The sequence below is a fragment of the Streptomyces sp. NPDC111520 genome (assembly GCF_055635295.1).
In genome coordinates this window covers 463039-485732 of record NZ_JBVKBW010000002.1, presented here as the reverse complement: position 1 = coordinate 485732, position 22694 = coordinate 463039, and the positions used below count along the sequence as shown (strand labels likewise).

Genomic DNA, 22694 nt, shown 5'->3' with positions numbered 1-22694 from the left:
CCGCCGGGGACCGGTGCCAGGGTGGCTTGTGTCGGTCCCGGGCGGGCCGAGTGGCGCGCCGCCGCGGTGGGTCGAAGCGCCCGGAGGCGGGCGGACACCGGGGACGGACGGCAGGGAAAGGCGGCGATGGCCATGGCGGGACACCCGCACGCCATGCTGGTCGAGAAGGTCTACGCGGCGTTGACCAGGGGCGACATGGACGCGCTGGCCGGCCTGCTGGCCGGGGACGCGGCCCACCACTCCCCCGGCGACCATCCGCTCGCCGGGCACTACAAGGGCCGGGACGAGGTCATCGGCTACTACCGAAGGCTCGCCGAGGAGACCGACGGCAGCATGCGCGTCCAGTTGCGGCAGGTGCTCGTCGACGGCCGCGGGCACGCGATGTCCCTCCACCACGTCACGGCCGAGCGCGGGAGCGGATACCTCGACCAGCCGGGCGGCATCGTGTTCCGCATCGTCGGCGACCGGGTCACGGACCTGGACGAGTGCGTCTGCGACCTCGAGGCCACCAACCGCTTCTGGGCCTGAGGGGCGGGGCGCCCGAGCACGGCGCGGCGCCTCCGCGGCACGCGCCCGCTGCCCTCTGACGCGCCGGGCCGCGGCTCGCCCCGTCCTCGCGCGTCACGGGCGGGGCGCCTCACGCCGGTTCCGGCCGTGATCCCGTACGGCGCACCGGCCGGCGGGGGCGTCCTCAGGCGCGGGCGGCACTCGCGACGGGCAGTGGACGCGATCCGCCGCCGACGACGGCGGTGGTGATGGTGACGATGCCCGGCCGCGGTGATCTGCCGTAGCCCCCCGAGAGGACCCCGCTCCCGGCGAGGAGGCCCGCAAGGCCCCGCCCCGGCGCGACGCGCACGACACCGGCCCGGGTACGCGGACCAAAGCCCTTCCCGCGCCGGGCACAGCCGGCCGGCCAAGGCGCGGCGTCGGGTGCCGAGTTGCCGGGGCCGGGGGCGCGGCGTGCGGCCGGGGCGCGCGGAACCCCGCGCCACATCGCCCCCCGCTCCCTCACCCTCCCCTTTCGCAATACCCCTAGGGGGTATAGTTTGGTGGTGGGTGGACGGCACGGTTCCCGACGCCGTACACCGGAACACGCACAGAACGCACGAGGAGAACCCATGTCTGTCAGCTACAGCGTCTCCGGGATGAGCTGCGGTCACTGCGAGTCCGCGGTCAGCAAGGAAGTCGCGGCCCTCCCCGGTGTGACCGGCATCACGGTGGACGCCAAGACCGGCCTGCTCACCATCGACTCCGACGCGCCCCTGGAGGAGGAGGCCGTCCGCGCCGCCGTCGACGAGGCGGGCTACGAACTGGTCGGCCCGGCATGACCCTCCCGGATCAGCAGCAGGTCACCCCGCGGATCGCAGCGCAGGCCGCCCCTGCGGGCGTCACCGAGCTCGAACTCGCGATCGGCGGGATGACCTGCGCCTCGTGCGCGGCCAGGATCGAGAAGAAGCTCAACCGGATGGACGGCGTCACGGCCACCGTCAACTACGCCACCGAGAAGGCGAAGGTGGCGTTCGGCGGCGGGATCGGCGTCGGCGACCTGATCGCCACCGTCGAGGCCACCGGTTACAGCGCCGCGCTCCCCGCCCCGCCGCTCACCGCCGCACGCGGCGACGGGGAGGAGGCCGCGGAGTCCGAGCCGCGCGAGCTCACGGCGCTGCGGCAGCGGCTGCTGACCGCCGTCGTGCTCGCCGTGCCCGTCATCGCGATGGCCATGGTCCCGGCCCTGCAGTTCCGCAACTGGCAGTGGCTGTCGCTGACCCTGGCCGCACCGGTCGTGGCGTACGCGGCGTGGCCCTTCCACCGCGCGGCGTGGACCAACCTGCGGCACGGCGCCACCACCATGGACACGCTCATCTCCATGGGCACGCTGGCCGCCTTCGGCTGGTCCGTGTGGGCCCTGTTCCTCGGCGACGCGGGCGTGCCCGGGCTGAAGCACCCGTTCGAGCTGACCGTCGCCCCCGGCCACGGCTCCGCCGACCTGTACCTGGAGGTCGCCTCCGGCGTCACCGCCTTCATCCTGGCCGGGCGCTGGTTCGAGACCCGCTCCAAGCGCCGGGCGGGCGCCGCTCTGCGCGCCCTGATGGAGCTGGGCGCCAGGGACGTCGGCGTGCTGCGCGGCGGGCGCGAGGTACGCGTCCCCACGGGCGAACTGGCCGTCGGCGACCTGTTCGTGGTGCGGCCGGGCGAGAAGGTCGCCACCGACGGCGTCGTACGGGAGGGCACCTCGGCGGTCGACGCCTCGATGCTCACCGGCGAGTCCGTCCCCGTCGAGGTGGGGCCGGGCGAGGCCGTCACCGGGGCCACGGTGAACGCCGGCGGACGGCTGGTCGTGGAGGCCACCCGGGTCGGCGCCGACACCCGACTGGCCCGCATGGCCCGTCTGGTGGAGGACGCCCAGAACGGCAAGGCGGCGGCGCAGCGTCTCGCCGACCGGATCTCGGCGGTGTTCGTCCCCGTCGTGATCGGACTCGCGCTGGCGACCCTCGGCTTCTGGCTCGGCAACGGCTCGGGCCCGGCCGCCGCCTTCACCGCGGCCGTCGCCGTGCTGATCATCGCCTGCCCGTGCGCGCTCGGCCTGGCCACCCCCACGGCGCTGATGGTCGGCACCGGAAGGGGCGCGCAGCTCGGCATCCTCATCAAGGGGCCCGAGGTGCTGGAGACCACCCGGCGGGTCGACACGATCGTGCTGGACAAGACCGGGACGGTCACCACCGGCGCCATGACGCTGACCGCCGTCCACGCTGCCGAGGGCGAGAAGGAGGATGAGGTGCTGCGCCTGGCCGGCGCCCTGGAGCACGCCTCCGAGCACCCCATCGCCCGCGCCGTCGCCCGGGCGGCGGAGGAGCGCACCGGCGACCTGCCCGGCGTCACGGGCTTCCGCGCGCTGCCCGGACTCGGCGTCCGGGGCACCGTCGACGGCCACGAGGTCACCGTCGGGCGCCAGGAACTGCCCGAACCGCTGCCGGCGGAACTCGCCCGCGCCAAGGCGGAGGCCGAGGCGCGCGGCAGCACGGTGGTCACGGCGGCCTGGGACGGCCGGGCCCGGGCCGTGCTCGTCGTCGCCGACGCCGTGAAGCCGACCAGCGCCGAGGCCGTCCGGATGCTGCGCGGGCTGGGCCTCACCCCGGTGCTGCTCACCGGGGACCACCAGGCGGTGGCCCGGGCGGTCGCCGCCGAGGTCGGCATCGACCCCGCCGACGTGATCGCGGACGTCATGCCGGAGGACAAGGTCGCCGTCGTGGCGCGGCTCCAGCGGGAGGGCAGGTCCGTCGCCATGGTCGGCGACGGGATCAACGACGCCGCCGCGCTGGCCCGCGCCGACCTCGGGTTCGCCATGGGCACCGGCACGGACGCCGCCATCGAGGCGAGCGACCTGACCCTGGTCCGGGGGGACCTGAGGGTCGCCGCCGACGCCATCCGGCTGTCCCGGCGCACCCTCGGCACCATCAAGGGCAACCTGTTCTGGGCCTTCGGCTACAACGTGGCGGCCCTGCCGCTGGCCGCCGCCGGGCTGCTCAACCCGATGATCGCGGGTGCCGCGATGGCCTTCTCCTCGGTGTTCGTGGTCGGCAACTCCCTCCGGCTGCGCGGTTTCCGGCCGCTCGCGCGCTGACCCCCACGGCCGCCCCCATGGCCGTGGGGGCGGTCACTCCCCTTCCAGGAGGGCGGCGACGACGGCGTCCATGTCGACGTGGCGCAGCTCCTGCCCGGGCGGCACGGCCTCGTAGACCCGGGCGAGGAAGCTGCGCAGGGCGGAGGTGCGCACCTCGACGAGCGCGGTGCCCTCCTCGGTGCGGAACTCCATCGCGGTGTGCTCCGGCCCGCTCGGCCGGATGTGGACGTCGCCCTCCCCGGCGGGCTCGTACAGGCCGGTGGTGAGCAGGCCCCGGGCGAACACCCAGGTCACCTCGGCGCCGTCGAGGGAGACCTCCGCGGGGAAGGTGATCCGGGCGGCGAGCGGGTCGTCGCGGCGGTAGCGCAGGGTCGCGGTGGTCTCGCGGCCCGCGGGCCCCGAGCGCGGTCCGCGCAGACGGGCCCTGACGATGTGGTCGATGTCGGTCAGCATGGCCTTCCTCGGCAGGCGGGCGGTGTCGCTCCGGATGCGTTCCGGCGCATCTGGAGAGCGCGGACGGCCGCCGTCCTTACGCGACTTGGCGCCCCGATAGTGTGATGTACGTCACATGCGGGCGGGAGCGTTGTCGGTGGTGCGTGCCACGATGAGCCATGGACGCGAGACGGGCGGTGGGGGCGGAGGAGCGGCGCCGGCGCATGGCGGTGCGGCACCGTCTGACGGCGCAGCGGCGGGCGGCGGGCCCCGAGGAGGTGGCCGAGTCGCTGGTGGCGCTGCACGGCACGGACCCGGCGACGGTCTACCTGTCGGCCGCGGCCAGGATGCGCGAGCCCGGCGCCGCGGCCCTGGACCGGGCGCTGTACGAGGACGGGAGCCTGACGCGGCTGCTCGCGATGCGCCGGACGATGTTCGTGGTCGCCACCGCCTCGGCACCGGTGGTGCTCTCGGCCGCGGCCCGGCCGATCGCCGCGCGGGAACGGCGCAAACTGCTCGGGTTCCTGGCCGACGGCGGCGGCTGGGACGAGGGGTGGCTGGCGGAGCTGGAGCGCTCCGTGCTCGCCGCGCTGGCCGGACGCGGCGAGGCGACGGCCGCGCAACTCGCCTCCGACGTGCCCGGGCTGCGCGAGCAGGTCGTGGTGGCCCGCGGCAAGCCGTACGAGGCGACCCAGGCGGTGTCGACGCGCGTCCTGCGGGTGCTGGCGGCGGAGGGCCGCATCGTCCGCAGAAGGCCACTGGGCGGCTGGACGAGCAGTCAGTACCGCTGGGCCCCGGGCACGGTGGCCGAGGCGCCCCCGGCCGCGGAGGCGCGCACCGCTCTGGTACGCCGCTGGCTGGCCGCGTACGGGCCGGGCACGGAGGCCGACCTGAAGTGGTGGACGGGCTGGACGCTGACCGAGGTCCGCAAGGCCCTGGCGGCCCTCGGCACGGAACAGGTGCTGCTCGACGGGGAGACCGGCCATGTGCTGCCCGAGGACGCCGGCCCGGTCCCGGAGACGCCGCCGTGGGCGGCGCTGCTGCCCGCACTGGACCCGACGCCGATGGGTTGGCAGCGCCGCGACTGGTACCTGCCGCCGGACGCGCAGGAGCGGGCGGCCCTGTTCGACCGGTCGGGCAACATCGGCCCCACCGTGTGGTGGAACGGCCGGGTGGTCGGCGGCTGGGCGCAGCGCGCCGACGGCGAGGTCGTCCACCGCCTCTTCGGCGACCCCGGCGGCGAGGCGGTCGCCGCGATCGCGGCCGAGGCCGCCCGGCTGCGGGGGTGGCTGGACGGCGTCCGCGTCACGCCCCGCTTCCGGACGCCGCTGGAGCGGGAGTTGTCCGCGCCGGCGGCCGCACCGGCCTGAAACGCCGTCACCACGGGTATGCCGCCCATGACGCCCGGTGACCGGCCGGGCGCGGACCGTGCGGAGGTGGACCGATGGAACAGGTGGCGGTGTTCTGCGGCAACTGCGACTGCGGCTGTCCCACGCTGTACGTGGACGAGGCGGCGCCGGCCGACCAGCGGGTCGTGCTGACCGACGACTTCGGGCAGCGGGTGCGGATGAGCGCCGAGCAGTTCCGCTCGCTGGTCGAGGAGGCGAAGGCGGGCCGGCTGGACCACGTGTAGCGGTCCGGCCGGCCCGTACGCCCGATCGCCCGCGCGCCGCGGGCGGGGCCGACCCGGGTCAGGAGACCCGGGTCAGCTTCGAGCCGAAGGAGGGCTGGACGAGGGCCGACTCCAGCAGCACCGGGACCCGGATCGTGCTGTCGCCGTTGCCGACGACGAGTTCGCCGACCTGGTCGCCGGCGTTCGCCTGGTGCGGGAGGCCCGCCTTCCCGGCCTCCACCGCGATGTCGACCTTCAGGCCCGCCCAGCCGATCGCGGTGACGTCCTCCCCGGCCACCACCGGCGTGTGGCCGCCGAGGCCGTCGTCCACGTAGCCGACGACGTCGCCCTTCTTGATGATCGTGGCCGAGGCGAGCGCGTCGCGCGTGCCGTCGATCAGGGTGTGGCTGCGGCCGAGGACCGTGTCGATGATCGGGGCCTTCTGCTGGTCGAGCATCGCGCCGACGATCAGCTGCCGGGTGCCGCCGATCTTGCGGTAGGCGGCGAAGAGCAGGTTGCCGCCGGCCTTGGTGCTGGTGCCGGTCTTGATGCCGACGATGTCGTTGTAGCCGGACAACTGGTTGTAGTTCTTCTGGATGTTGCCGTTGATGTCCGTGTACTGGATCTTGCCGGCGATCTCCGCGAAGACCGGGTCCTTCATCGCCGCGTGCCCCAGCTTGACCTGGTCGCTCGCGGTGCTGACGGTGGTCGCCTGCAAGCCGCTGGGGTCGGTGTACGTCGTGTCGTCCATGCCGAGTTCCTTGGCGGTGGCGTTCATCTTCTTCACGAACGCCGCCTCCGAACCCGCGTCCCAACGGGCGAGCAGACGGGCGATGTTGTTGGCCGAGGGCAGCATGACCGCCTCCAGCGCCTCGTACTCGGTGAGCTTCTGCCCGGCGGTGACGGGGACGACGGACTCCGACTCCTGCACGCCGCTGTGGTACTGGTCCTGGGCCTTCTGGTCGACCTCGACGGTCTTGCCCTTGCCGCCCTTGCGGATCGGGTGGTCGCGCAGGATGACGTAGGTCGTCATCACCTTGGCGACGCTCGCGATCGGCGTCGGCTCCTGCTCGCCGAACTCGCCCATGCGGCCCAGGCCCTCGGCCTCGACGACGGCCTGGCCCTCGCTGGGCCACGGGAGCGACAGCTCGTCGCCCTCGAAGGTGTACGAGGTCTCGGCGGTCGCCACCAGCTCCGGCTCGGGCAGCGGACGCAGCGCCTGCGCCACGCAGACGACCACGATCAGCAGCAGGACCAGCGGGGTCCAGATCTTGACCCGCCGCACGGTCGTGCGCAGCGGCGTCTGCGGCGGCGGCGGGGTGTTGGTGAGCTCCGCCAGGAGCCGCAGCGGCTCGTCGGGGTCGGGCGGCAGCGGCATCTGCTTCGTCCGCGAAGCGCCGCCGGGCTCCGTGGTCTCCGGGGTCCGCGTGGTCTCCGCGGGCAGCGGGGCCCGCGGGATCGCGGCCGGACGGTCGTCCGTCCTCAGCGGGACAAACGTTCCGCTACCGCGGGGAGGCGTCGCCACGGGCGCGGAGGCGGAGGGCGCCGGTGCGGGTGCGGGTGCGGGTACGGAGGGCGCGGGCGCGGGCGCGGGCGCGGAGGCGGAGGACGTGGGTGCGGGTGCGGGTGCGGAGGGCGCGCGCAGGGTCATGGTGCGCTCGCGGACGGGCGTGCCGCCGCCTTCGGTGCGGGGCGCGCGCAGCGTGAGCGTGCCCTCCACGGCCCTGGGGGCGTCGTGTCCGCCCCCGGACGCCTCGCGCGCCCCGGGTCCGCCCTTGACGCCTCCGGGGCCCTGTGAGGGGCGTTCGGGGCCCTCGTCCCCGGACCCGTCCGACGGGGTCCCGTCCCGGGACTCCCCGGCGGTGTCCTCAGGGCCCTCGTCCGGGGCCTCCTCCGGATCCTCGCCCGGGGCCTCCGCGTGCCTCTCCGCCGGGACTTCGCCCGGCGTTCCGTCCCGGGTCCCGTCCGGCTCTCCGTCAGGGCCGCGCCCGCCCGCGTCGCCGGCGGGGGTGTCCGCGGGCTCCGCTTCGGCGTCCGCCGCGGCGGCCGGCTCCTCGCCGCTGCCGGGTTCCGCGGCGGAGGAGGACTCCTCGGGCTCGCCGCCGGACTCCGCGGACTCCGCGGGTCCCACCGGCTCGTCGGGCGCGGACTCCCGTACGGGCGTCGCGTCTGCGGCGTGCTCCTCGCCCGCGTCCGCGTCACCGTCCTCGCCGGCGTCCGCCTCCGCGTCCGCGTCTCCGTCCGTGGCGGAATCCTGCGCGCCCGCCTCCTCGGTGACTGCGTCGCCGGTACGGGATTCCGCACCGTCCCCCGCGTCACCGGCCGGAGGGGCGGCTTCCGCGTCCGGCGTAGCGTCCTGCGCCGCGCCGTCCACGTCCGCTCCGGCGTCCGGCGTACCCGGGGCACTCGCCCCCGGCTCCGAAACGCCCTCCGCTTCGGGCGGCTCCGGCGTGAACTCCGGGTCACCGGCGGCCGGTTCCGACGCACCCCGAGGCGCTCCCACGGACCCGCGGAAGACCGTCAGCCGCGGATCCACCGCCCCGCCTCCGGTCGCCTCCCCCGACAACTCCTGCTGCTCCGCCCTGCCGGGGGACTCGCCCGCCACCGGACCTCCTCCACACTTCGCGCGGTGCGCCGCCGCGGCGCCCCGCTCACCCTTACACCAGTTTCCAGGCCCCTGCCGTGAAGCCCCCGTGGGACCCGCCGGGCGACGCCCCGGCCCTTCGCGAGCCACCGCCGCCCTCGGTGCTAGACGAGAACGACATATGAGTCGGTTCCCGCACGAACGGGCAAGGCGCTCTCGACAGGCCGGTGTGAGAGGCGTCACCCTGTCATTCATCCACGCGGGGAGGCATGGATGGGCAGGAGCCGCAGAACACTTCCGGAGGAGCTGTTGCTGCTCGCCCTGGACCCGGCCACGGGTACCACGGCGCAGCCGCAGTCTCTCGACCTCGGTCTTGCCGGGGCACAGCTAGTGGAGCTGGCCCTCGCAGGACGGATAGCCCCTGACGGGGATCGTATCGCCGTGGTGCACCCACGGCCGACAGGAGATCCGACCCTGGACTCCGCGCTCGAACTGCTGCGCCGTCGTGGCAGCCCCGTGCGCGCCGTCCACTGGATCGGCGGGCCCCGCCTGGGGCTGCGCCAGACGTATCTCGCGCATCTGGAACGGTGCGGCATGGTGCACGCCGTGCCGGGGCAGATGTGCGGGGTGCTGCCGACCACGCGCTATCAGGCGACCGACAGCGAGGTCAGCCGGGAGATCAGGGCCCGGCTGGACAGCGCGATCCGCACCGGGGTGCCACCGGACCCGCGGACCGCGGCCCTCGCCGCGATCGCCCATGCCGTGGGGCTCGGCAAGCACCTGTACCCGGGCAACGAGGGCCGGTCGTCCCGATCGCGGCTCCGTGACCTGATCAGGTACGACCCCATGGGCGGCCTCGTCGCGCACGCCGTGATGGACGTGCAGAACGGCGCCGCCGCGCAGCCGAAGCGCGCCCCCGCCCAGGGGCGTCCGGCGGCTGCCAGGGCGACGGGCCACGGCATGGTCCGCGCCGGCGTGCGCTGAACCGGGGTGTCCGGGGGCAGGGCCCGGACACCGTGAGACCACGACCCCACCGCAACCGCCGCGCGCGGGGCGGCGACCGGCACCGGCCGGCCGCCGCCCCGCGCGCTGCCGTTTGTCCGCTCTTTTGAAGAGCGCAGCATATGACCAATTCCCAGCGGCGGGATGACCGATAGTGGCACTCTGCTGACCAGCAGTACATATCTGCAGAGAACACGGACCAGTCCGGAACCCGGAGGTGCACATCCCGTGGCCGCCAACGTCAATCCCACCGTCAGGCGACGCCGACTCGGCTCGGAACTGCGCAAGCTGCGCGAGCAGAAGGGAATGACCGCGGAGGAGGTCGCCGCCCGGCTGCTGGTCTCCCAGTCCAAGATCAGCAGGCTGGAGAACGGGCGCCGCAGCATCAGCCAGCGCGACGTGCGCGACCTGTGCAGCGTGTACGGGGTCGACGACAGCCGCCTCGTCGACTCCCTGATGAACATGGCGCGCGAGTCCCGGCAGCAGGGCTGGTGGCACGCCTTCGGCGACGTCCCGTACAGCGTCTACATCGGCCTGGAGACGGAGGCCGAGTCCCTGCGCGTCTACGACTCCCTGGTGGTGCCGGGCCTGCTGCAGACCCGCAACTACGCCTCGGCCGTCATCGAGGGGACGCTCCCCGAGGCCACGCCCGAGCAGATCGAGAAGCGCATCGAGATCCGGCTGCGCCGCCAGGAGCGCGTCACCGACCCGGACTCGCCGCTGCGCTTCTGGGTGGTGATGGACGAGTCCGCGCTGCGCCGTATCGTCGGCAGCAAGGACGTGATGCGCGAACAGCTGGAGTACCTGACCCAGATGAGTACCCAGGCGCACGTCACCGTCCAGGTCCTGCCCTACGACGCCGGGGCGCACCCGGGCATGTCCGGCAACTTCGCGATCCTGGAGTTCGCCGACGCGACCGACTCCAGCGTCGTGTACATCGAGGGCGTCACGAGCGACCTCTACCTGGAGAAGCCGACGGACGTGCACGGCTACAGCGTGATGTACGAGCACCTGCGGGCGCAGGCGCTCAGCGCGGAGCAGAGCCGGCAGTTCATCGCGGACGCCGCCAAGGAGTACGCACGCTGATTCTGCGACAGGGAATGCCGCAGAGTACACCTGTGCCCCGTGGGGTGGAGGACCTCCTGGAATATGCCACTCGTTGGAGGTAACAGCCGCTGTGGGCAGTGATGTTGGCGAGTAGCTTCGATCACGTCAGAGCTGCACAAAAAGAAAGCTCGGAGCGATCATGGCTATTCAGCTCGGTAACACCAATGCGTGGACCAAGTCCACCCGTTCCCAGGGAAATGGCGCCTGCGTGGAGGTGGCCTCCCGTACGTCGTCCGCCGTCGACGTCCGCGACTCCAAGGACCCCGACGGCCCGACGCTCGCCTTCTCCCCCGATGCCTGGACGGCGTTCGTCGCGGACATCGGCCACGGGACCTACGACCTCGACTGAGCACCGGCGCAGTACCCGTACGGGCCCTCTCGACCGGCACGCCGTCCTGGCCGAGGGGGCTCACTGCCACCCTGACGTCCTCTCCCCGCGGCCGTCACCGCAGTTCGTCGACGTAGGTGTCGGTCCCCGGCACCGTGGGCACGAAGGGCGCGACGAGTTCGACCCGGCCGAGCCCCGTGGCGGCCACCTCGGCGTCCAGCCCCGTGAAGTGCTCCTCCCACACCTCGCCCGGGTCCCGCTGCAGGAACCAGAGCAGGGTGAGCCGGGTGCCGACGCCCTCGACCTGCTTCACGTAGGACATCCGCTCCAGCGGCAGCGGTGTGGGACGGAAGACCGTCACCATCGCCGAGGGCGAGCCGGCCAGCCGCCGCGGCAGCTGTCGGTCGCGCAGCACGCCGAGCAGTTCGTCGCACTGCTGCGGCGTGTCGGTGTCGACCACCTCGACGACCAGTCCCCCGTAAGGGTGGTCGAGCGCGTGGAAGTCCCGGGGGCCGGACGGGCCGTCGCGGTAGACGGTGACGGCGTGGTCCTGGAAGGCGGTGAAGACGTGGGTGCGGTCGTGGTGGACGCGGGCGTCGCGGTTGAGGCGCCGGTTGATGGCGACGGTCCACTTCATGTGGTCCGCGTGACGCCCGGCCGTGATCCAGTACACGGTGATGTAGCAGCCGTCGGTGACCGGCTGGGCGACCGCGGACTTCTCCGGGTAGCGCAGTGACCGCAGGTCCCGGGTCGCCACCCAGCGGCGCCCGGCGAACATCCAGGGCATCGCCATGGCGCCGGCGATGAAGTGGTCGTCCTCGTACCAGCGGTTGTAGGCGCGCTCGTGGCCCGGGTGCGGCTCGACCATGGTGATGAGCGCGTGGCCGAGTCCCGGGCCGTAGGGGCCGACGGAGGCCAGTTCTGCGTAGAGCTCGCTGCGGGTGTCCTCTTCGGTCATGCCTCCGGTTTAGCTGATGGGACGTCAAATATGGAAGCCCGTGGCGGGTACCGGGACATCTGTGTACGGTCCCCGGAAATCACCCGCCCCGCGAAGGAGCCCGCCATGCGCGCCGCCGTCCCCGGACTCGCCACCCGTGCCACCGCCGTCGGCGGCTCGCCGGTACGGGAGATCCTCGCGCTGACCGCCCGCCCGGAGGTGATCTCCTTCGCCGGCGGCCTCCCCGCCCCCGAGCTCTTCGACGCCGCGGCGATACGCGCCGCGTACGACCGCGTCCTGGCGGAGGCGCCCGAACGGGTGCTGCAGTACTCCACCACCGAGGGGGACCCGGCGCTGCGCGGGGCGGTCGCCGGCCGGCTCACCCGGGCGGGACTGCCCACCGGCTCCGACGACCTGCTCGTCACCGGCGGCTCCCAGCAGGCCCTCACCCTGCTCTCCACGGCCCTGCTGGAGCCCGGGGACGTCGTCCTCGTGGAGGACCCGGGCTACCTGGCGGCGCTCCAGTGCTTCGCCTTCGCCGGCGCGCGCGTGGTGCCCGTGCCCTCCGACGCGGACGGCATCGACCCGGTGTCCCTGGAACTGGCCGTCGTCCGGGAGAAGGCCAAGCTGCTTTACCTGGTGCCGACCTTCCAGAACCCCACGGGCCGCACGACGACCGCCGGACGCCGGCAGGCGGTCGCCCGGATCGCCGAACGGCACGGGCTGTGGATCGCGGAGGACGACCCGTACGGGGAACTGCGCTACGACGGCGAGGCCCAGCCGTGGATCGCCTCCCACGAGGCGGCGGCCGACCGGACGGTCCTGCTCGGCAGCCTGTCCAAGATCATGGCGCCCGGGATGCGGCTCGGCTGGCTGCGTGCCCCCGCCGCGCTGCGCCGCGCGTGCGTGGTGGCCAAGCAGGCCGCCGACCTGCACACCTCGACCGTGGACCAGGCCGCCGCCGCCCGCTACCTCGCCGACTCCGACCTCGACGCCCACCTGGCCCGGGTCCGCGCCGCCTACCGGGAACGGCGGGACGCGCTGCTGGCCGGGCTGCCCGCGGCGCTGCCGGCGGGCAGCACCTGGAACCGGCCGGAGGGCGGCATGTTCGTCTGGGCGCGGATGCCCGCCGGGTACGACGCGACGGAGCTGCTGCCGCGGGTGGTGGCGCACGACGTGGCCTACGTGCCGGGGGCGCCCTTCTACGCGGGCGAGCCCGACCGTGCGGCGCTGCGGCTGTCGTTCGTGACGCACACCCCGGACGAGATCGGGGAGGGGCTGCGCCGGCTCGCCAAGGCCCTGGCCATCGCCGGCGGCTGAGCCTATTCTGACGGTCCGTCAGTTCATCCGTCCGGGTGGGGGTGGTGGGCCGTGCTGCTGCGCGACAAGACCGTGGTGGTGTCCGGGGTGGGGGCCGGCCTCGGGCAGCGCGTCGCCGAGGCCGTCGTCCGTGACGGCGGGAACGCCGTGCTCGGGGCCCGCACCGAGGCGCACCTCGCCAAGGCGGCCGGCGAGATCGACCCCGGGGGCGGCCGCGTCGCCTGGCGTTCCACCGACATCAAGGACGCCGCACAGTGCGAGGCACTGGCCGCCCTCGCCGAGGAGCGGTTCGGCGGGATCGACGCGGTCGTCCACGTGGCCGCCATGGACGGCCACTTCGGCGGTCTCACGGACGCCGACTTCGAGACCTGGAAGACGGTGCTCGACGTCAACCTGCTCGGCACACTGCGGATGACCCGGGCCTGCCTGGGCGGGCTGCGCCGGCGCGGCGGCGGCTCGGTGGTCATCATCGGCACCCAGTCCGCCGTGGCCGCCCCGTCCCAGGTGCGCCAGGCGGCGTACGCGTCCTCCAAGGGCGCGCTGACCTCGGCGATGTACTCGCTCGCCCGCGAGCTGGGCCCGGAGCGGATCCGGGTCAACACGGTGCTCCCGGGCTGGATGTGGGGCCCTCCGGTCCAGGCCTGGGTCGGCTTCACCGCGCACATCGAGGGCGTGCCCGAGGACGAGGTGCTGCACCGGCTCGCCGAGCGGATGGCGCTGCCCGAACTGGCCACGGACGGCGACGTGGCGGAGGCCGTGGTCTTCCTGGCCTCCGACCGGGCGCGCGCGATCACCGGGCAGTCGTTGCTGGTGAACGCGGGCGAACTGATGCGCTGACAGGGACGGCCGGGGCCGGACGGGCCCCGTTCTGTGTGCGGTCGTTCCGGCGAAGTACCCGCTCATCGTGGGGCGCCGGGCAGGTTCACAACAACGTGAAGTAGGGTCAAGAACAAGTAAAATCGTTCTACGTGCTGATCGACGTTCATGTCCTTGAACGCCGATGGTCTTGACCAGCCCCTTTCCAGGCGGTTCAATCTGGGGCGCCGCCCCGCGACGGACGTACCGGCGAAGTGCGCTCCCGTTCACAAGGCGGACCCCTGGAAGGGGCAACAGCACATGAATGGTCTCGACTGGGCCGTACTCGTCGGCTACTTCGGCGTGATGGTCGCCATCGGCCTGTGGTCCCACAAACGCGTCGACGACGTCAGCGACTTCTTCACCGCGGGCGGTCGCATGCCCTGGTGGCTGTCCGGCATCTCGCACCACATGTCCGGCTACAGCGCGGTGATGTTCACCGGTTACGCCGGCATCGCCTACACCTACGGCGTCACCTCGTACGTCACCTGGTCCTTCCCCATCGCCATCGGCATCGCCATCGGCGCCAACCTCTTCGCGCCCCGGCTCAACCGGCTGCGCTCCCGGCTGCACGTGGCCTCGCCGCTGGAGTACCTGAAGAACCGCTACAACGTCCCGACCCAGCAGGCCCTCGCCGTCTCCGGCGTGCTGCTCAAGATCGTTGACGTGGGCGCCAAGTGGGCGGCGATCGCCACCCTGCTGTCGGTCTTCACCGGGGTCTCCCTCAACCAGGGCATCCTCATCACCGGCGCGGTCACCGCGGTCTACTGCACCGTCGGCGGGCTGTGGGCGGACGCGCTCACCGAGCTCGGGCAGTTCGTCATCCAACTGCTCGCGGGCCTGGCGATGCTGGTCGCCGTGCTCGGCGAGATCGGCGGCGTCAGCGGCCTGTGGACGGTCTGGGACAAGCTGCCCGACAACCACACCGCGCCGACGGCCGGCCCGTACACCCTGACCTTCCTGCTGGCGTACCTGTTCATCAAGACCTTCGAGTACAACGGCGGCATGTGGAACCAGGCCCAGCGCTACATGGCCACGAGCAACGCCCGCGAGGCCACGCGCTCGGCGCGGCTGTCGTCCGTGCTGTGGTTCGTCTGGCCGCTGATCCTCTTCTTCCCGATGTGGGTCGCCCCGCTGCTGGTGAAGGCGCAGAAGCCGGACGCCTCCGACTCGTACGCCCTGCTGACCGAGCAGCTGCTGCCGCACGGCCTGCTGGGCCTGGTCGTCGTCGGCTTCTTCTCGCACACCATGGCCATGTGCTCCTCCGACGCCAACGCCATCGCCGCCGTCTTCACCCGGGACATCGCCCCGGTGCTGTCCAAGGCGGCGCGCGGCTGGAACGCGCGGGCCGGACTGCTCGCGGCGCGGCTCACCACCGTGGCCTTCCTCGCCCTGTCGATGGCGGTGGCCACCCAGGTCAACTCGCCGACCTTCAAGGACATCATCACGGTCGTCATCAAGTGGGTGGCCGGCCTGATGGGCCCGATCGCGATCCCGTTCATGCTCGGGCTGCTGCGGACGTTCCGGAAGTCCGGCCCCACGGCGGCGCTGGTCTCGTGGGCGGCGGGCCTGTTCGCCTTCTGGCTCACCAACTACGGCCTGGACGGGGTCCAGCTGCAGATCCAGATCGTGACGCCGCTGGCGGTCAGCCTCGTGCTGTACGTGCTCATCGGCTTCGTCAAGCCCGAGGACACCCCGGAGCGCGACGCGGTCCTGGCGCAGATCAACTCCGACGGGGACGGGGACGACGCGGCCGCCGCGGCGACCCTGCCCGAGGAGCCCGCGAAGGCCTGACGCCCGGTGTCCCCGGGGCGGGCCGTCACCCGCCCCGGGGACACCGCGTCGACGTCGGCCCGGCCGGCGCTCACGGCGCTCACGGCAGGACGTCGGCGAGCTCCTGCAGCAGCCGCCGCTTGGGCCGGGCGCCCACGAGGGACTTCACCGGCTCCCCCGACCGGAAGACCATCAGGGTAGGCATCGACAGGACCCCGTAGGCCGCCGTGGTCCGCGGGTTGTGGTCCACGTCGATGCAGACGACCTTCAGCCGGCCCGCCTCCTCGCGGGCGACCTCCGCCAGGACCGGGGCGATCTGGCGGCAGGGCGGGCACCAGCCGGCGGTGAACTCCACCAGCACCGGCCCCCGCGCCCCCAGGACCTCCTCGGCGAACGTCGCGTCGGTCACCTCGGTCAGCCCCTCGACGTGCGTCGTCATCGCGTACTCCCCTCACTCGCCTCGCAACCGAACTCGCAGCGCGGAGCGGAACCGCCCCCGGCCGAGGCCAGCTCCGCGTGGGCGAGCTGCGAGCCGAGCCGCTCGCGGACCTCGCTCAGGCGGGCGATGCACTCGTCCAGCTCGGCCAGCTTGCGCCGGTAGACCTCGATCGAGGCGTCGCAGGAGTCCCCCTCCGGGTGGCCCGCCCGCAGGCAGTCCACGAACGGGCGGGTGTCCTCCAGTTCGAAGCCGAAGGCGCGCAGCGCCTGGATCTGCCGGAGCAGCCGCAGGTCCTGCTCGTCGTAGGCCCGGTAGCCGTTGCCCGCGCGCCGGGCGTGCAGCAGGCCGATCGATTCGTAGTGGCGCAGGGCGCGGGTGGTGGTCCCGGCCCGTTCGGCGAGTTCTCCGATCCGCATGCCCCGACGGTAGACCTTGACGTGGGCGTCAAGGCCAGCGCGGATATTCCCGGCCGGGGCAGCGCGGCCCGGTGATCCTCCCGACACAGCCGACTGACGTACACCGCACCTATCCTCGGAGGATGACCCAGACTCCGCCCACCGCCAACAGCATGCGCCGTGCCCTCAAGCGTGCACGTGACGGCGTCGCGCTCGACACCGCGGAGGCCGCGGTGCTGCTCCAGGCGCGGGGGGAGGACCTCGCCGCCCTGACGGAGAGCGCGGCCCGGGTGCGCGACGCCGGCCTGGAGGCGGCGGGACGGCCGGGGGTCATCACGTACTCCAAGAGCGTCTTCATCCCGCTCACCCGCCTGTGCCGGGACAAGTGCCACTACTGCACCTTCGTGACCGTCCCCGGCAAGCTGCGGCGGGCCGGGCACGGGATGTTCATGTCGCCGGACGAGGTGCTGGAGATCGCCCGGCGCGGTGCCGAACTCGGCTGCAAGGAAGCCCTGATCACGCTCGGGGACAAGCCGGAGGACCGCTGGCCCGAGGCGCGCGAGTGGCTGGACGCCCACGGCTACGACGACACCATCGCCTACGTCCGGGCGATGTCCGTCCGCATCCTGGAGGAGACGGGGCTGCTGCCGCACCTCAACCCCGGGGTGATGAGCTGGACGGACTTCCAGCGGCTGAAGCCGGTCGCGCCCTCGATGGGCATGATGCTGGAGACGACGGCGACCCGGCTGTGGAGCGAGCCCGGAGGCCCCCACTACGGCTCCCCCGACAAGGAACCCGCCGTACGGCTGCGGGTGCTGGAGGACGCGGGGCGCAGTTCCGTGCCGTTCACCAGCGGGCTGCTCATCGGCATCGGGGAGACGTACGAGGAGCGCGCCGACTCGCTGTTCGCGCTGCGCCGCGTGGCCCGGTCGTACCACGGCATCCAGGAACTGATCATCCAGAACTTCCGCGCCAAGCCGGACACCGCGATGCGCGGCATGCCGGACGCGGAACTGGACGACCTGGTGGCGACGGTGGCCGTCGCCCGGCACATCATGGGGCCGTCGGCCTGCCTGCAGGCACCGCCGAACCTGGTGGACGCGGAGTACGCCAGGCTGATCGGGGCCGGCATCGACGACTGGGGCGGCGTCTCCCCGCTGACCCCGGACCACGTCAACCCCGAGCGGCCCTGGCCGCAGATCGAGGAGCTGGCGGAGCGCTCGGCGGAGGCCGGCTTCTCCCTGCGCGAACGGCTGTGCGTCTACCCGGAGTTCGTCCTGCGCGGCGAGCCGTGGCTGGACCCGCGGCTGCTGCCGCACGTGACCGCGCTGGCGGACCCCGCCACGGGGCTCGCGCGTGAGGACGCCGAGGTGACCGGCCGTCCGTGGCAGGAGCCCGAGGAGGTCTTCACCGCCGCGGGCCGCACCGACCTGCACCGCACCATCGACACCGACGGCCGCAGCGGCGACCGCCGGGAGGACTTCGACGAGGTGTACGGGGACTGGGAGGCGCTGCGCGAACAGGCCGCGCCCGGCCTCGTCCCGGACCGCATCGAGGCCGACGTGCGCACCGCGCTGTCCGTGGCCGCCGACGACCCCACGAAGCTGACCGACGCCGAGGCGCTCGCGCTGCTGCACGCCGACGGCGCGGCGCTGGACGCGCTGTGCCGGATCGCCGACGACGTCCGGCGTGACGCGGTCGGCGACGAGGTCACCTACGTCGTCACCCGGAACATCAACTTCACCAACGTCTGCTACACCGGCTGCCGGTTCTGCGCCTTCGCCCAGCGCCGCACCGACGCCGACGCCTACACCCTGTCGCTGTCCCAGGTCGCCGACCGGGCCGAGCAGGCCTGGCAGGTCGGCGCGACCGAGGTGTGCATGCAGGGCGGCATCCACCCGGACCTGCCCGGCACCGCCTACTTCGACATCGCGCGGGCGGTGAAGGAGCGCGTACCCGGCATGCACGTGCACGCCTTCTCCCCCATGGAGGTCGTCAACGGGGCCACCCGCACGGGCCTGTCCCTGCGCGAATGGCTCACCGCCGCCAAGGAGGCCGGCCTGGACTCCGTGCCGGGCACCGCCGCCGAGATCCTCGACGACGAGGTGCGCTGGGTCCTCACGAAGGGCAAACTGCCCGCGGCCACCTGGGTGGAGGTCGTCACCACCGCCCACGAACTGGGCCTGCCCTCCTCCTCCACGATGATGTACGGCCACGTCGACCAGCCCCACCACTGGCTGGCCCACCTGCGCCTGCTCGCCGAGATCCAGCAGCGCACGGGCGGCTTCACCGAGTTCGTGACCCTGCCCTTCATCCACACCAACGCGCCCGTCTACCTGGCCGGCATCGCCCGCCCCGGCCCGACCATGCGCGACAACCGCGCGGTCACCGCGATGGCCCGTCTCCTCCTCCACCCGCACATCCGCAACATCCAGACCAGCTGGGTCAAGCTGGGGACCGAGGGCGCCGCCGAGATGCTGCGCTCCGGCGCCAACGACCTCGGCGGCACCCTGATGGAGGAGACCATCTCCCGGATGGCCGGCTCCGGTTACGGCTCCTACCGGTCCATCCGCGACCTGGTCGCCATCGCCGACGCCGCCGGCCGGCCCGCCCGTCAGCGCACCACCACCTACGGCCAGGTGCCCGCCGAACGCATCGCCGCAGGTCTGGCCTCCGACGGGCACCTGCCGGAGCTGCTGCCGGTGCTGGAGGACTGAGCCGGGGCGCGGCCCCGGGCCGCGCCCTCCGGCGACCTGTGCAAAAGAGTCCGAGCAACTCTCCAAAAGCGTCACACAGGCTGCGCACCTCCTGCGGGAGGTGTCGTTAGCGTTGCTGGCCGTCCCGCCCTGCACGGGGAACGTGCGCGCGGACGTGCCGCCGACGTCCCCCGGCGGCGTTGTCAGCAGAGAAAGACTCGGAGATGGACTACTGCTCCTCCTGCCGTCGGCATCTCAACGGGGCTCTCGTGTGTCCGGGGTGCGGCGCCTACGCACCCGACATAGCCCCGCCCATGTGGCAGGGCCCGGACTCGGCAGCCGAATGGGAGAGGCTCCGCGACGCGGACGCCCCGGACGACCCCGACGGCACCGGACAGGACGACGCCGACCCGTCCCTGAAGGGCCGTGCCGCCCGGCGCAGACAACTGGAACGCTGGAAGAAGAACCGGCGGCGCGCCGCGGCCGCCACGGCCGTGGCGCTCGTCGGCGGCGGCCTCACCGTCGCGGCGATGCCGCACGGCGGCTCCCGGGGCCGGGCCGACACGGCCGCGGCCGCGGAGCCGCTGACGCCGGCCACCGCCCGTACCCTGCCGCTCTCCTCGATCCCCGCGCAGCCCGGCGACGACGCCACGCACCGCCCCGGTCGGCACGGGAACCCCACCACCGCCGCGCCGCGCGGCGACGCACCCGGCGCCGCACCGTCCGCCGCGCGCACCGCCGCGGGCACCACCCCGCCGGAGCACACCGCCCCGCAGGGCGGGACCGACTCCCGGGTCCGGACGGTCACGGCCGTCCCCGCTCCCGCGGACACCGCCCCGCACACCACCGCGCCCTCGTCCGCCCCCCACTCCCCCGCGGACGTCCCGGCCACACCCCCCACGACGACGGCGGCCCCCACGCCGTCGGCAACGAAGTCACCGATGCAGCTGTGCCTCCTGGTGCTCTGCGTCGGCTGACCGGAAAGGAACCACACGTGTCAAGCAGCTACGCCGACCACGACCACCGCCGCCTCCACGCCTGGCGGTTGTGGGGCGTCGGTGCCGCGACCGCGGTGCTCGCCGGCCTGCTGGCCAAGACCGGCATCACGGTCGCGCAGAGATTCCTGCTGCTGCCGCTCTTCGCCCCCGAGGGCTACGGACTGTGGCGCGACGCCGCCGCCACCGCCTACGTCCTCGGGGCGGCGCTCGTCGCGCTCGCCGCGACGCTGCTGCTGCGCTTCCTGCTCGCCGCGACCCCGCGCGCCATGCTGTTCTTCGGCTGGATCATGACCGCCCTGACCTTCTTCGCCGTGGTGGTCCCGCTGGCCGTGCACCGCTCGAACGAGATGCTCGCCGCCTGCGTGGTGAACCTGTTCATCGGGCTGATCGTCACCTCCCTGCTCGCGAGCGCGGCCCGCTGGGCGCTGACCCGCGCCGGCCAGTCCCCCCGGCCCGCGTGGCAGGGGGGCCGGGGCTGGTAGCCCGCCGAGCCCCGAAGGCCCCCGCTGCTCCGGCAGCGGGGGCCTTCCTCCGTGCGTGACTGGCCACAATCCGTTCGTGACCGGAAGCCGACCGATCTGGGTCGATTACAGTGCTTGGTCGGGTCGAGCAGGGAGGCGTTGGTCATGAGCGGTGCCGTATGGGGGCGCACCGAGCAGCAGGACTTCCGCAGCCGGGTGCGCGGTTGTCTGCTCGGCGGCGCGATCGGCGACGCACTCGGCGCCGGCGTGGAGTCCGACGCGCTGGCCGCGATACGGCAGGCGCACGGGGAGGCCGGGGTCACCGACTACGTCCCGGCGTACGGGCGGCGGGGCGCCGTCACCGACGACACCCAGATGACGCTGTTCACCGCCGAGGGCCTGATACGCGCCCAGGTGCGCCGGGACGCGGGGGCCTGGCACCCGCCGACCGACGTGCACCGCGCCTACCTGCGCTGGGCGGCCACGCAGAACGACTGGGGGCCGGACGAGCGCCGCAAGGACACCGGCTGGCTGGCCCGCGAGGAGTGGCTGTACGCGCGCCGCACCCCCGGCACGGCCTGCCTGACCGGGCTCGGCGACGAGCGGATGGGCACCCTCGACCACCCCAAGAACCCGGACTCCAAGGGCTGCGGCACGGTCGTGCGCTCCGCCCCGTTCGGGCTGCTGGTCGGCTGGGAGCCGCCCCTGGTGTTCCAGCTCGCCGTCGAGTGCGCGGTCCAGACGCACGGTCACCCCACCGGGGTGCTGGCCGCGGGGGCGTTCGCCGTCATCGTGCACGCGCTGGCCCGCGGCGACGCCCTGGACGGCGCCGTCCAGCAGGCGCTGGCGCTCATCGCGGCGCGCCCCGGGCACGAGGAGACCTCCGCGGCCCTGCAGGCGGCCCTCGGCGCCGTGCGCCAGGGAATGCCCGGCGCGGAACGGGTGGAGTCACTGGGCGCGGGCCGGACGGCCGGGGAGGCCCTCGCCGTCGGCGTCTACTGCGCCCTGGTCGCCGAGGACGTCCGGCACGGGCTGCTGCTCGCGGTCAACCACTCCGGGGACAGCGACTCCACCGGCTCGATCTGCGGCAACCTGCTGGGCGTTCAGCACGGCGAGACGGCCCTGCCCCCGGCGTGGACCGCGGAACTGGAGGGCCGGGGCACCATCCTCCAGCTCGCCGACGACTTCGCCATGGAGATGACGCAGGGTCCGGCGCTGCACGGGCCCGGCGGCGCCTCCGCGGCGTGGCTGGAGCGCTACCCGGGCGACTGACCGCCGCCGCGAGGCCGGCGGCCGGGCGCCTCAGAGGTAGCGCGCGTAGTCGTCGAGGGTGCGCAGCACGTCCGCCGTCCCCGCGGACGGCAGTTGGAGCACGACCTCCTCCAGGCCCTGCTCCCGGTAGTGGGCCAGCTTCCCCGGGTTCGGGCGCACCGCGTACGGCACGACCCGCAGCGCCTCCGGGTCGCGTCCGGCGTCCGCCCACACGCGGCGCAGGCGGGGGACGCTCTCCGCCAGCCCGGCGCCGCCGATCGGCATCCAGCCGTCGGCGTACGCGGCGATGTGCGCGAACAGCGCGGGGCCCCCCGCGCCGCCGCACAGGATGCGGGGCCGCCCGCCCGCAACGGGCTTGGGCCAGGCGTGACTGGCCTCGACCCGGCAGGACTCACCCGTGTACGCGGTCGGTTCCGACGCCCACAGGGCGCCCATGAGGGCCATCCGCTCCCGCACCAGGTCCCGGCGGCGCGGCCAGTCGACCCCGTGGTCGGCGGCCTCCTCCACGTTCCAGCCGAAGCCGACGCCGAGCGTGAACCGGCCGCCGGAGAGGAAGTCCAGGCTCGCGACCTGCTTGGCCAGCACGATCGGATCATGCTGCGCGACCAGCGTGACGCCGGTCCCGAGCCGCAGCCGTCGGGTGACGGCGGCGGCCGCGGACAGGCCCACGAAGGGGTCGAGCGTACGGCCGTACTCCGGCGGCAGCGGACCGCCCATCGGCGCGGGGGTGCGGCGGCTGACCGGGATGTGCGTGTGCTCCGGGAGGTAGAGGCCGTCAAAACCGCGCTCCTCCAGTTCCGCGGCGAGCCGGACGACGGGTACGGACTGGTCGGTCAGGAAGATCGTCGTGGCGATCCGCAT

Annotated in this window: 21 protein-coding genes; 15 read left to right on the top strand and 6 right to left on the bottom strand. The window is 73.6% G+C overall.

From position 1 onward, the window contains the following. The first annotated feature begins 132 nt into the window (after nucleotides 1-132). From ACZ7MY_RS06270 to ACZ7MY_RS06260, 3 genes are all read left to right on the top strand, one after another. Nucleotides 133-528, top strand: coding sequence for a nuclear transport factor 2 family protein (locus ACZ7MY_RS06270; RefSeq protein ID WP_499600279.1), 396 nt, complete (start codon nucleotides 133-135; stop codon nucleotides 526-528). Nucleotides 529-1118: 590 nt separating this feature from the next. Next, nucleotides 1119-1328 (top strand): heavy-metal-associated domain-containing protein, encoded by a 210-nt coding sequence (locus ACZ7MY_RS06265; protein ID WP_326575223.1) that lies wholly within the window; start codon nucleotides 1119-1121, stop codon nucleotides 1326-1328. Beyond that, nucleotides 1325-3622 carry a heavy metal translocating P-type ATPase gene (locus ACZ7MY_RS06260; protein ID WP_499600014.1) on the top strand — a complete coding sequence of 766 codons (2298 nt, stop codon included), beginning with the start codon at nucleotides 1325-1327 and terminating at the stop codon, nucleotides 3620-3622. Before ACZ7MY_RS06265 ends, ACZ7MY_RS06260 begins: the two co-directional genes overlap by 4 nt. Nucleotides 3623-3655: 33 nt before the next feature. On the opposite strand, the gene ACZ7MY_RS06255 is transcribed toward ACZ7MY_RS06260, so the two are convergent. Then, nucleotides 3656-4075 carry an SsgA family sporulation/cell division regulator gene (locus ACZ7MY_RS06255; protein WP_499600013.1) on the bottom strand — a complete coding sequence of 140 codons (420 nt, stop codon included), beginning with the start codon at nucleotides 4073-4075 and terminating at the stop codon, nucleotides 3656-3658. 158 nt (nucleotides 4076-4233) lie between these two features. On the opposite strand from ACZ7MY_RS06255, the gene ACZ7MY_RS06250 reads away from it, so the two are divergent. Next, complete coding sequence (locus ACZ7MY_RS06250) at nucleotides 4234-5424, top strand: winged helix DNA-binding domain-containing protein (protein ID WP_499600011.1); 1191 nt, start codon at nucleotides 4234-4236, stop codon at nucleotides 5422-5424. Nucleotides 5425-5498: 74 nt separating this feature from the next. After that, nucleotides 5499-5687, top strand: a complete 189-nt coding sequence (locus ACZ7MY_RS06245; protein WP_431959569.1) for a hypothetical protein — start codon at nucleotides 5499-5501, stop codon at nucleotides 5685-5687. A 58-nt stretch (nucleotides 5688-5745) separates the two neighbouring features. Here the strand turns inward: ACZ7MY_RS06245 and ACZ7MY_RS06240 are convergent, their stop codons facing one another. Beyond that, complete coding sequence (locus ACZ7MY_RS06240; protein ID WP_499600009.1) at nucleotides 5746-8271, bottom strand: D-alanyl-D-alanine carboxypeptidase; 2526 nt, start codon at nucleotides 8269-8271, stop codon at nucleotides 5746-5748. Between the two features lie 252 nt (nucleotides 8272-8523). On the opposite strand from ACZ7MY_RS06240, the gene ACZ7MY_RS06235 reads away from it, so the two are divergent. The 3 genes from ACZ7MY_RS06235 to ACZ7MY_RS06225 all read left to right on the top strand — a co-directional run bounded on the left by ACZ7MY_RS06235 (nucleotide 8524) and on the right by ACZ7MY_RS06225 (nucleotide 10708). Further along, complete coding sequence (locus ACZ7MY_RS06235) at nucleotides 8524-9234, top strand: GOLPH3/VPS74 family protein (RefSeq protein ID WP_499600008.1); 711 nt, start codon at nucleotides 8524-8526, stop codon at nucleotides 9232-9234. 246 nt (nucleotides 9235-9480) lie between these two features. Continuing rightward, entirely contained in the window at nucleotides 9481-10338 is an 858-nt protein-coding gene (locus ACZ7MY_RS06230; protein ID WP_499600006.1) for a helix-turn-helix domain-containing protein, read from the top strand. A 160-nt stretch (nucleotides 10339-10498) separates the two neighbouring features. Then, nucleotides 10499-10708, top strand: a complete 210-nt coding sequence (locus ACZ7MY_RS06225) for a DUF397 domain-containing protein (RefSeq protein ID WP_499600004.1) — start codon at nucleotides 10499-10501, stop codon at nucleotides 10706-10708. Between the two features lie 94 nt (nucleotides 10709-10802). On the opposite strand, the gene ACZ7MY_RS06220 is transcribed toward ACZ7MY_RS06225, so the two are convergent. Next, nucleotides 10803-11645 (bottom strand): hypothetical protein, encoded by an 843-nt coding sequence (locus tag ACZ7MY_RS06220; RefSeq protein ID WP_499600002.1) that lies wholly within the window; start codon nucleotides 11643-11645, stop codon nucleotides 10803-10805. 105 nt (nucleotides 11646-11750) lie between these two features. Here ACZ7MY_RS06220 and ACZ7MY_RS06215 point away from each other — a divergent pair, with 105 nt between their 5' ends. The 3 genes from ACZ7MY_RS06215 (at nucleotide 11751) to ACZ7MY_RS06205 (ending at nucleotide 15593) form a co-directional block, all read left to right on the top strand. Further along, nucleotides 11751-12944 (top strand): aminotransferase-like domain-containing protein, encoded by a 1194-nt coding sequence (locus ACZ7MY_RS06215; RefSeq protein ID WP_499600000.1) that lies wholly within the window; start codon nucleotides 11751-11753, stop codon nucleotides 12942-12944. A gap of 51 nt (nucleotides 12945-12995) precedes the next feature. After that, nucleotides 12996-13781 carry an SDR family oxidoreductase gene (locus ACZ7MY_RS06210; RefSeq protein WP_499599998.1) on the top strand — a complete coding sequence of 262 codons (786 nt, stop codon included), beginning with the start codon at nucleotides 12996-12998 and terminating at the stop codon, nucleotides 13779-13781. A gap of 279 nt (nucleotides 13782-14060) precedes the next feature. Then, the gene (locus tag ACZ7MY_RS06205) at nucleotides 14061-15593 is read left to right on the top strand and encodes a sodium:solute symporter family protein (protein WP_499599996.1); all 1533 of its coding nucleotides are present in this window, start codon (nucleotides 14061-14063) and stop codon (nucleotides 15591-15593) included. Between the two features lie 79 nt (nucleotides 15594-15672). Here ACZ7MY_RS06205 and trxA read toward each other — a convergent pair whose 3' ends face one another. Beyond that, on the bottom strand, nucleotides 15673-16011 hold the full coding sequence (gene trxA, locus ACZ7MY_RS06200) for a thioredoxin (protein WP_499599994.1): 339 nt from the start codon (nucleotides 16009-16011) through the stop codon (nucleotides 15673-15675). Beyond that, the gene (locus tag ACZ7MY_RS06195) at nucleotides 16008-16427 is read right to left on the bottom strand and encodes a MerR family transcriptional regulator (RefSeq protein ID WP_499599992.1); all 420 of its coding nucleotides are present in this window, start codon (nucleotides 16425-16427) and stop codon (nucleotides 16008-16010) included. Before ACZ7MY_RS06195 ends, trxA begins: the two co-directional genes overlap by 4 nt. 122 nt (nucleotides 16428-16549) lie before the next feature. Between ACZ7MY_RS06195 and ACZ7MY_RS06190 the strand changes: the two genes are divergently transcribed. From ACZ7MY_RS06190 to ACZ7MY_RS06175, 4 genes are all read left to right on the top strand, one after another. After that, nucleotides 16550-19123: a bifunctional FO biosynthesis protein CofGH gene (locus ACZ7MY_RS06190; protein WP_499599990.1), complete on the top strand. Its 2574-nt coding sequence runs from the start codon at nucleotides 16550-16552 to the stop codon at nucleotides 19121-19123. 203 nt (nucleotides 19124-19326) lie between these two features. Beyond that, nucleotides 19327-20079 (top strand): SCO2400 family protein, encoded by a 753-nt coding sequence (locus tag ACZ7MY_RS06185; RefSeq protein WP_499599988.1) that lies wholly within the window; start codon nucleotides 19327-19329, stop codon nucleotides 20077-20079. A 17-nt stretch (nucleotides 20080-20096) separates the two neighbouring features. Then, on the top strand, nucleotides 20097-20582 hold the full coding sequence (locus ACZ7MY_RS06180) for a hypothetical protein (RefSeq protein ID WP_499599987.1): 486 nt from the start codon (nucleotides 20097-20099) through the stop codon (nucleotides 20580-20582). Between the two features lie 144 nt (nucleotides 20583-20726). After that, the gene (locus ACZ7MY_RS06175) at nucleotides 20727-21833 is read left to right on the top strand and encodes an ADP-ribosylglycohydrolase family protein (RefSeq protein WP_499599985.1); all 1107 of its coding nucleotides are present in this window, start codon (nucleotides 20727-20729) and stop codon (nucleotides 21831-21833) included. Nucleotides 21834-21863: 30 nt separating this feature from the next. Here ACZ7MY_RS06175 and ACZ7MY_RS06170 read toward each other — a convergent pair whose 3' ends face one another. Beyond that, a complete protein-coding gene (locus ACZ7MY_RS06170) occupies nucleotides 21864-22694 on the bottom strand; it encodes an LLM class F420-dependent oxidoreductase (RefSeq protein ID WP_499599984.1) in 831 nt (276 codons plus the stop codon).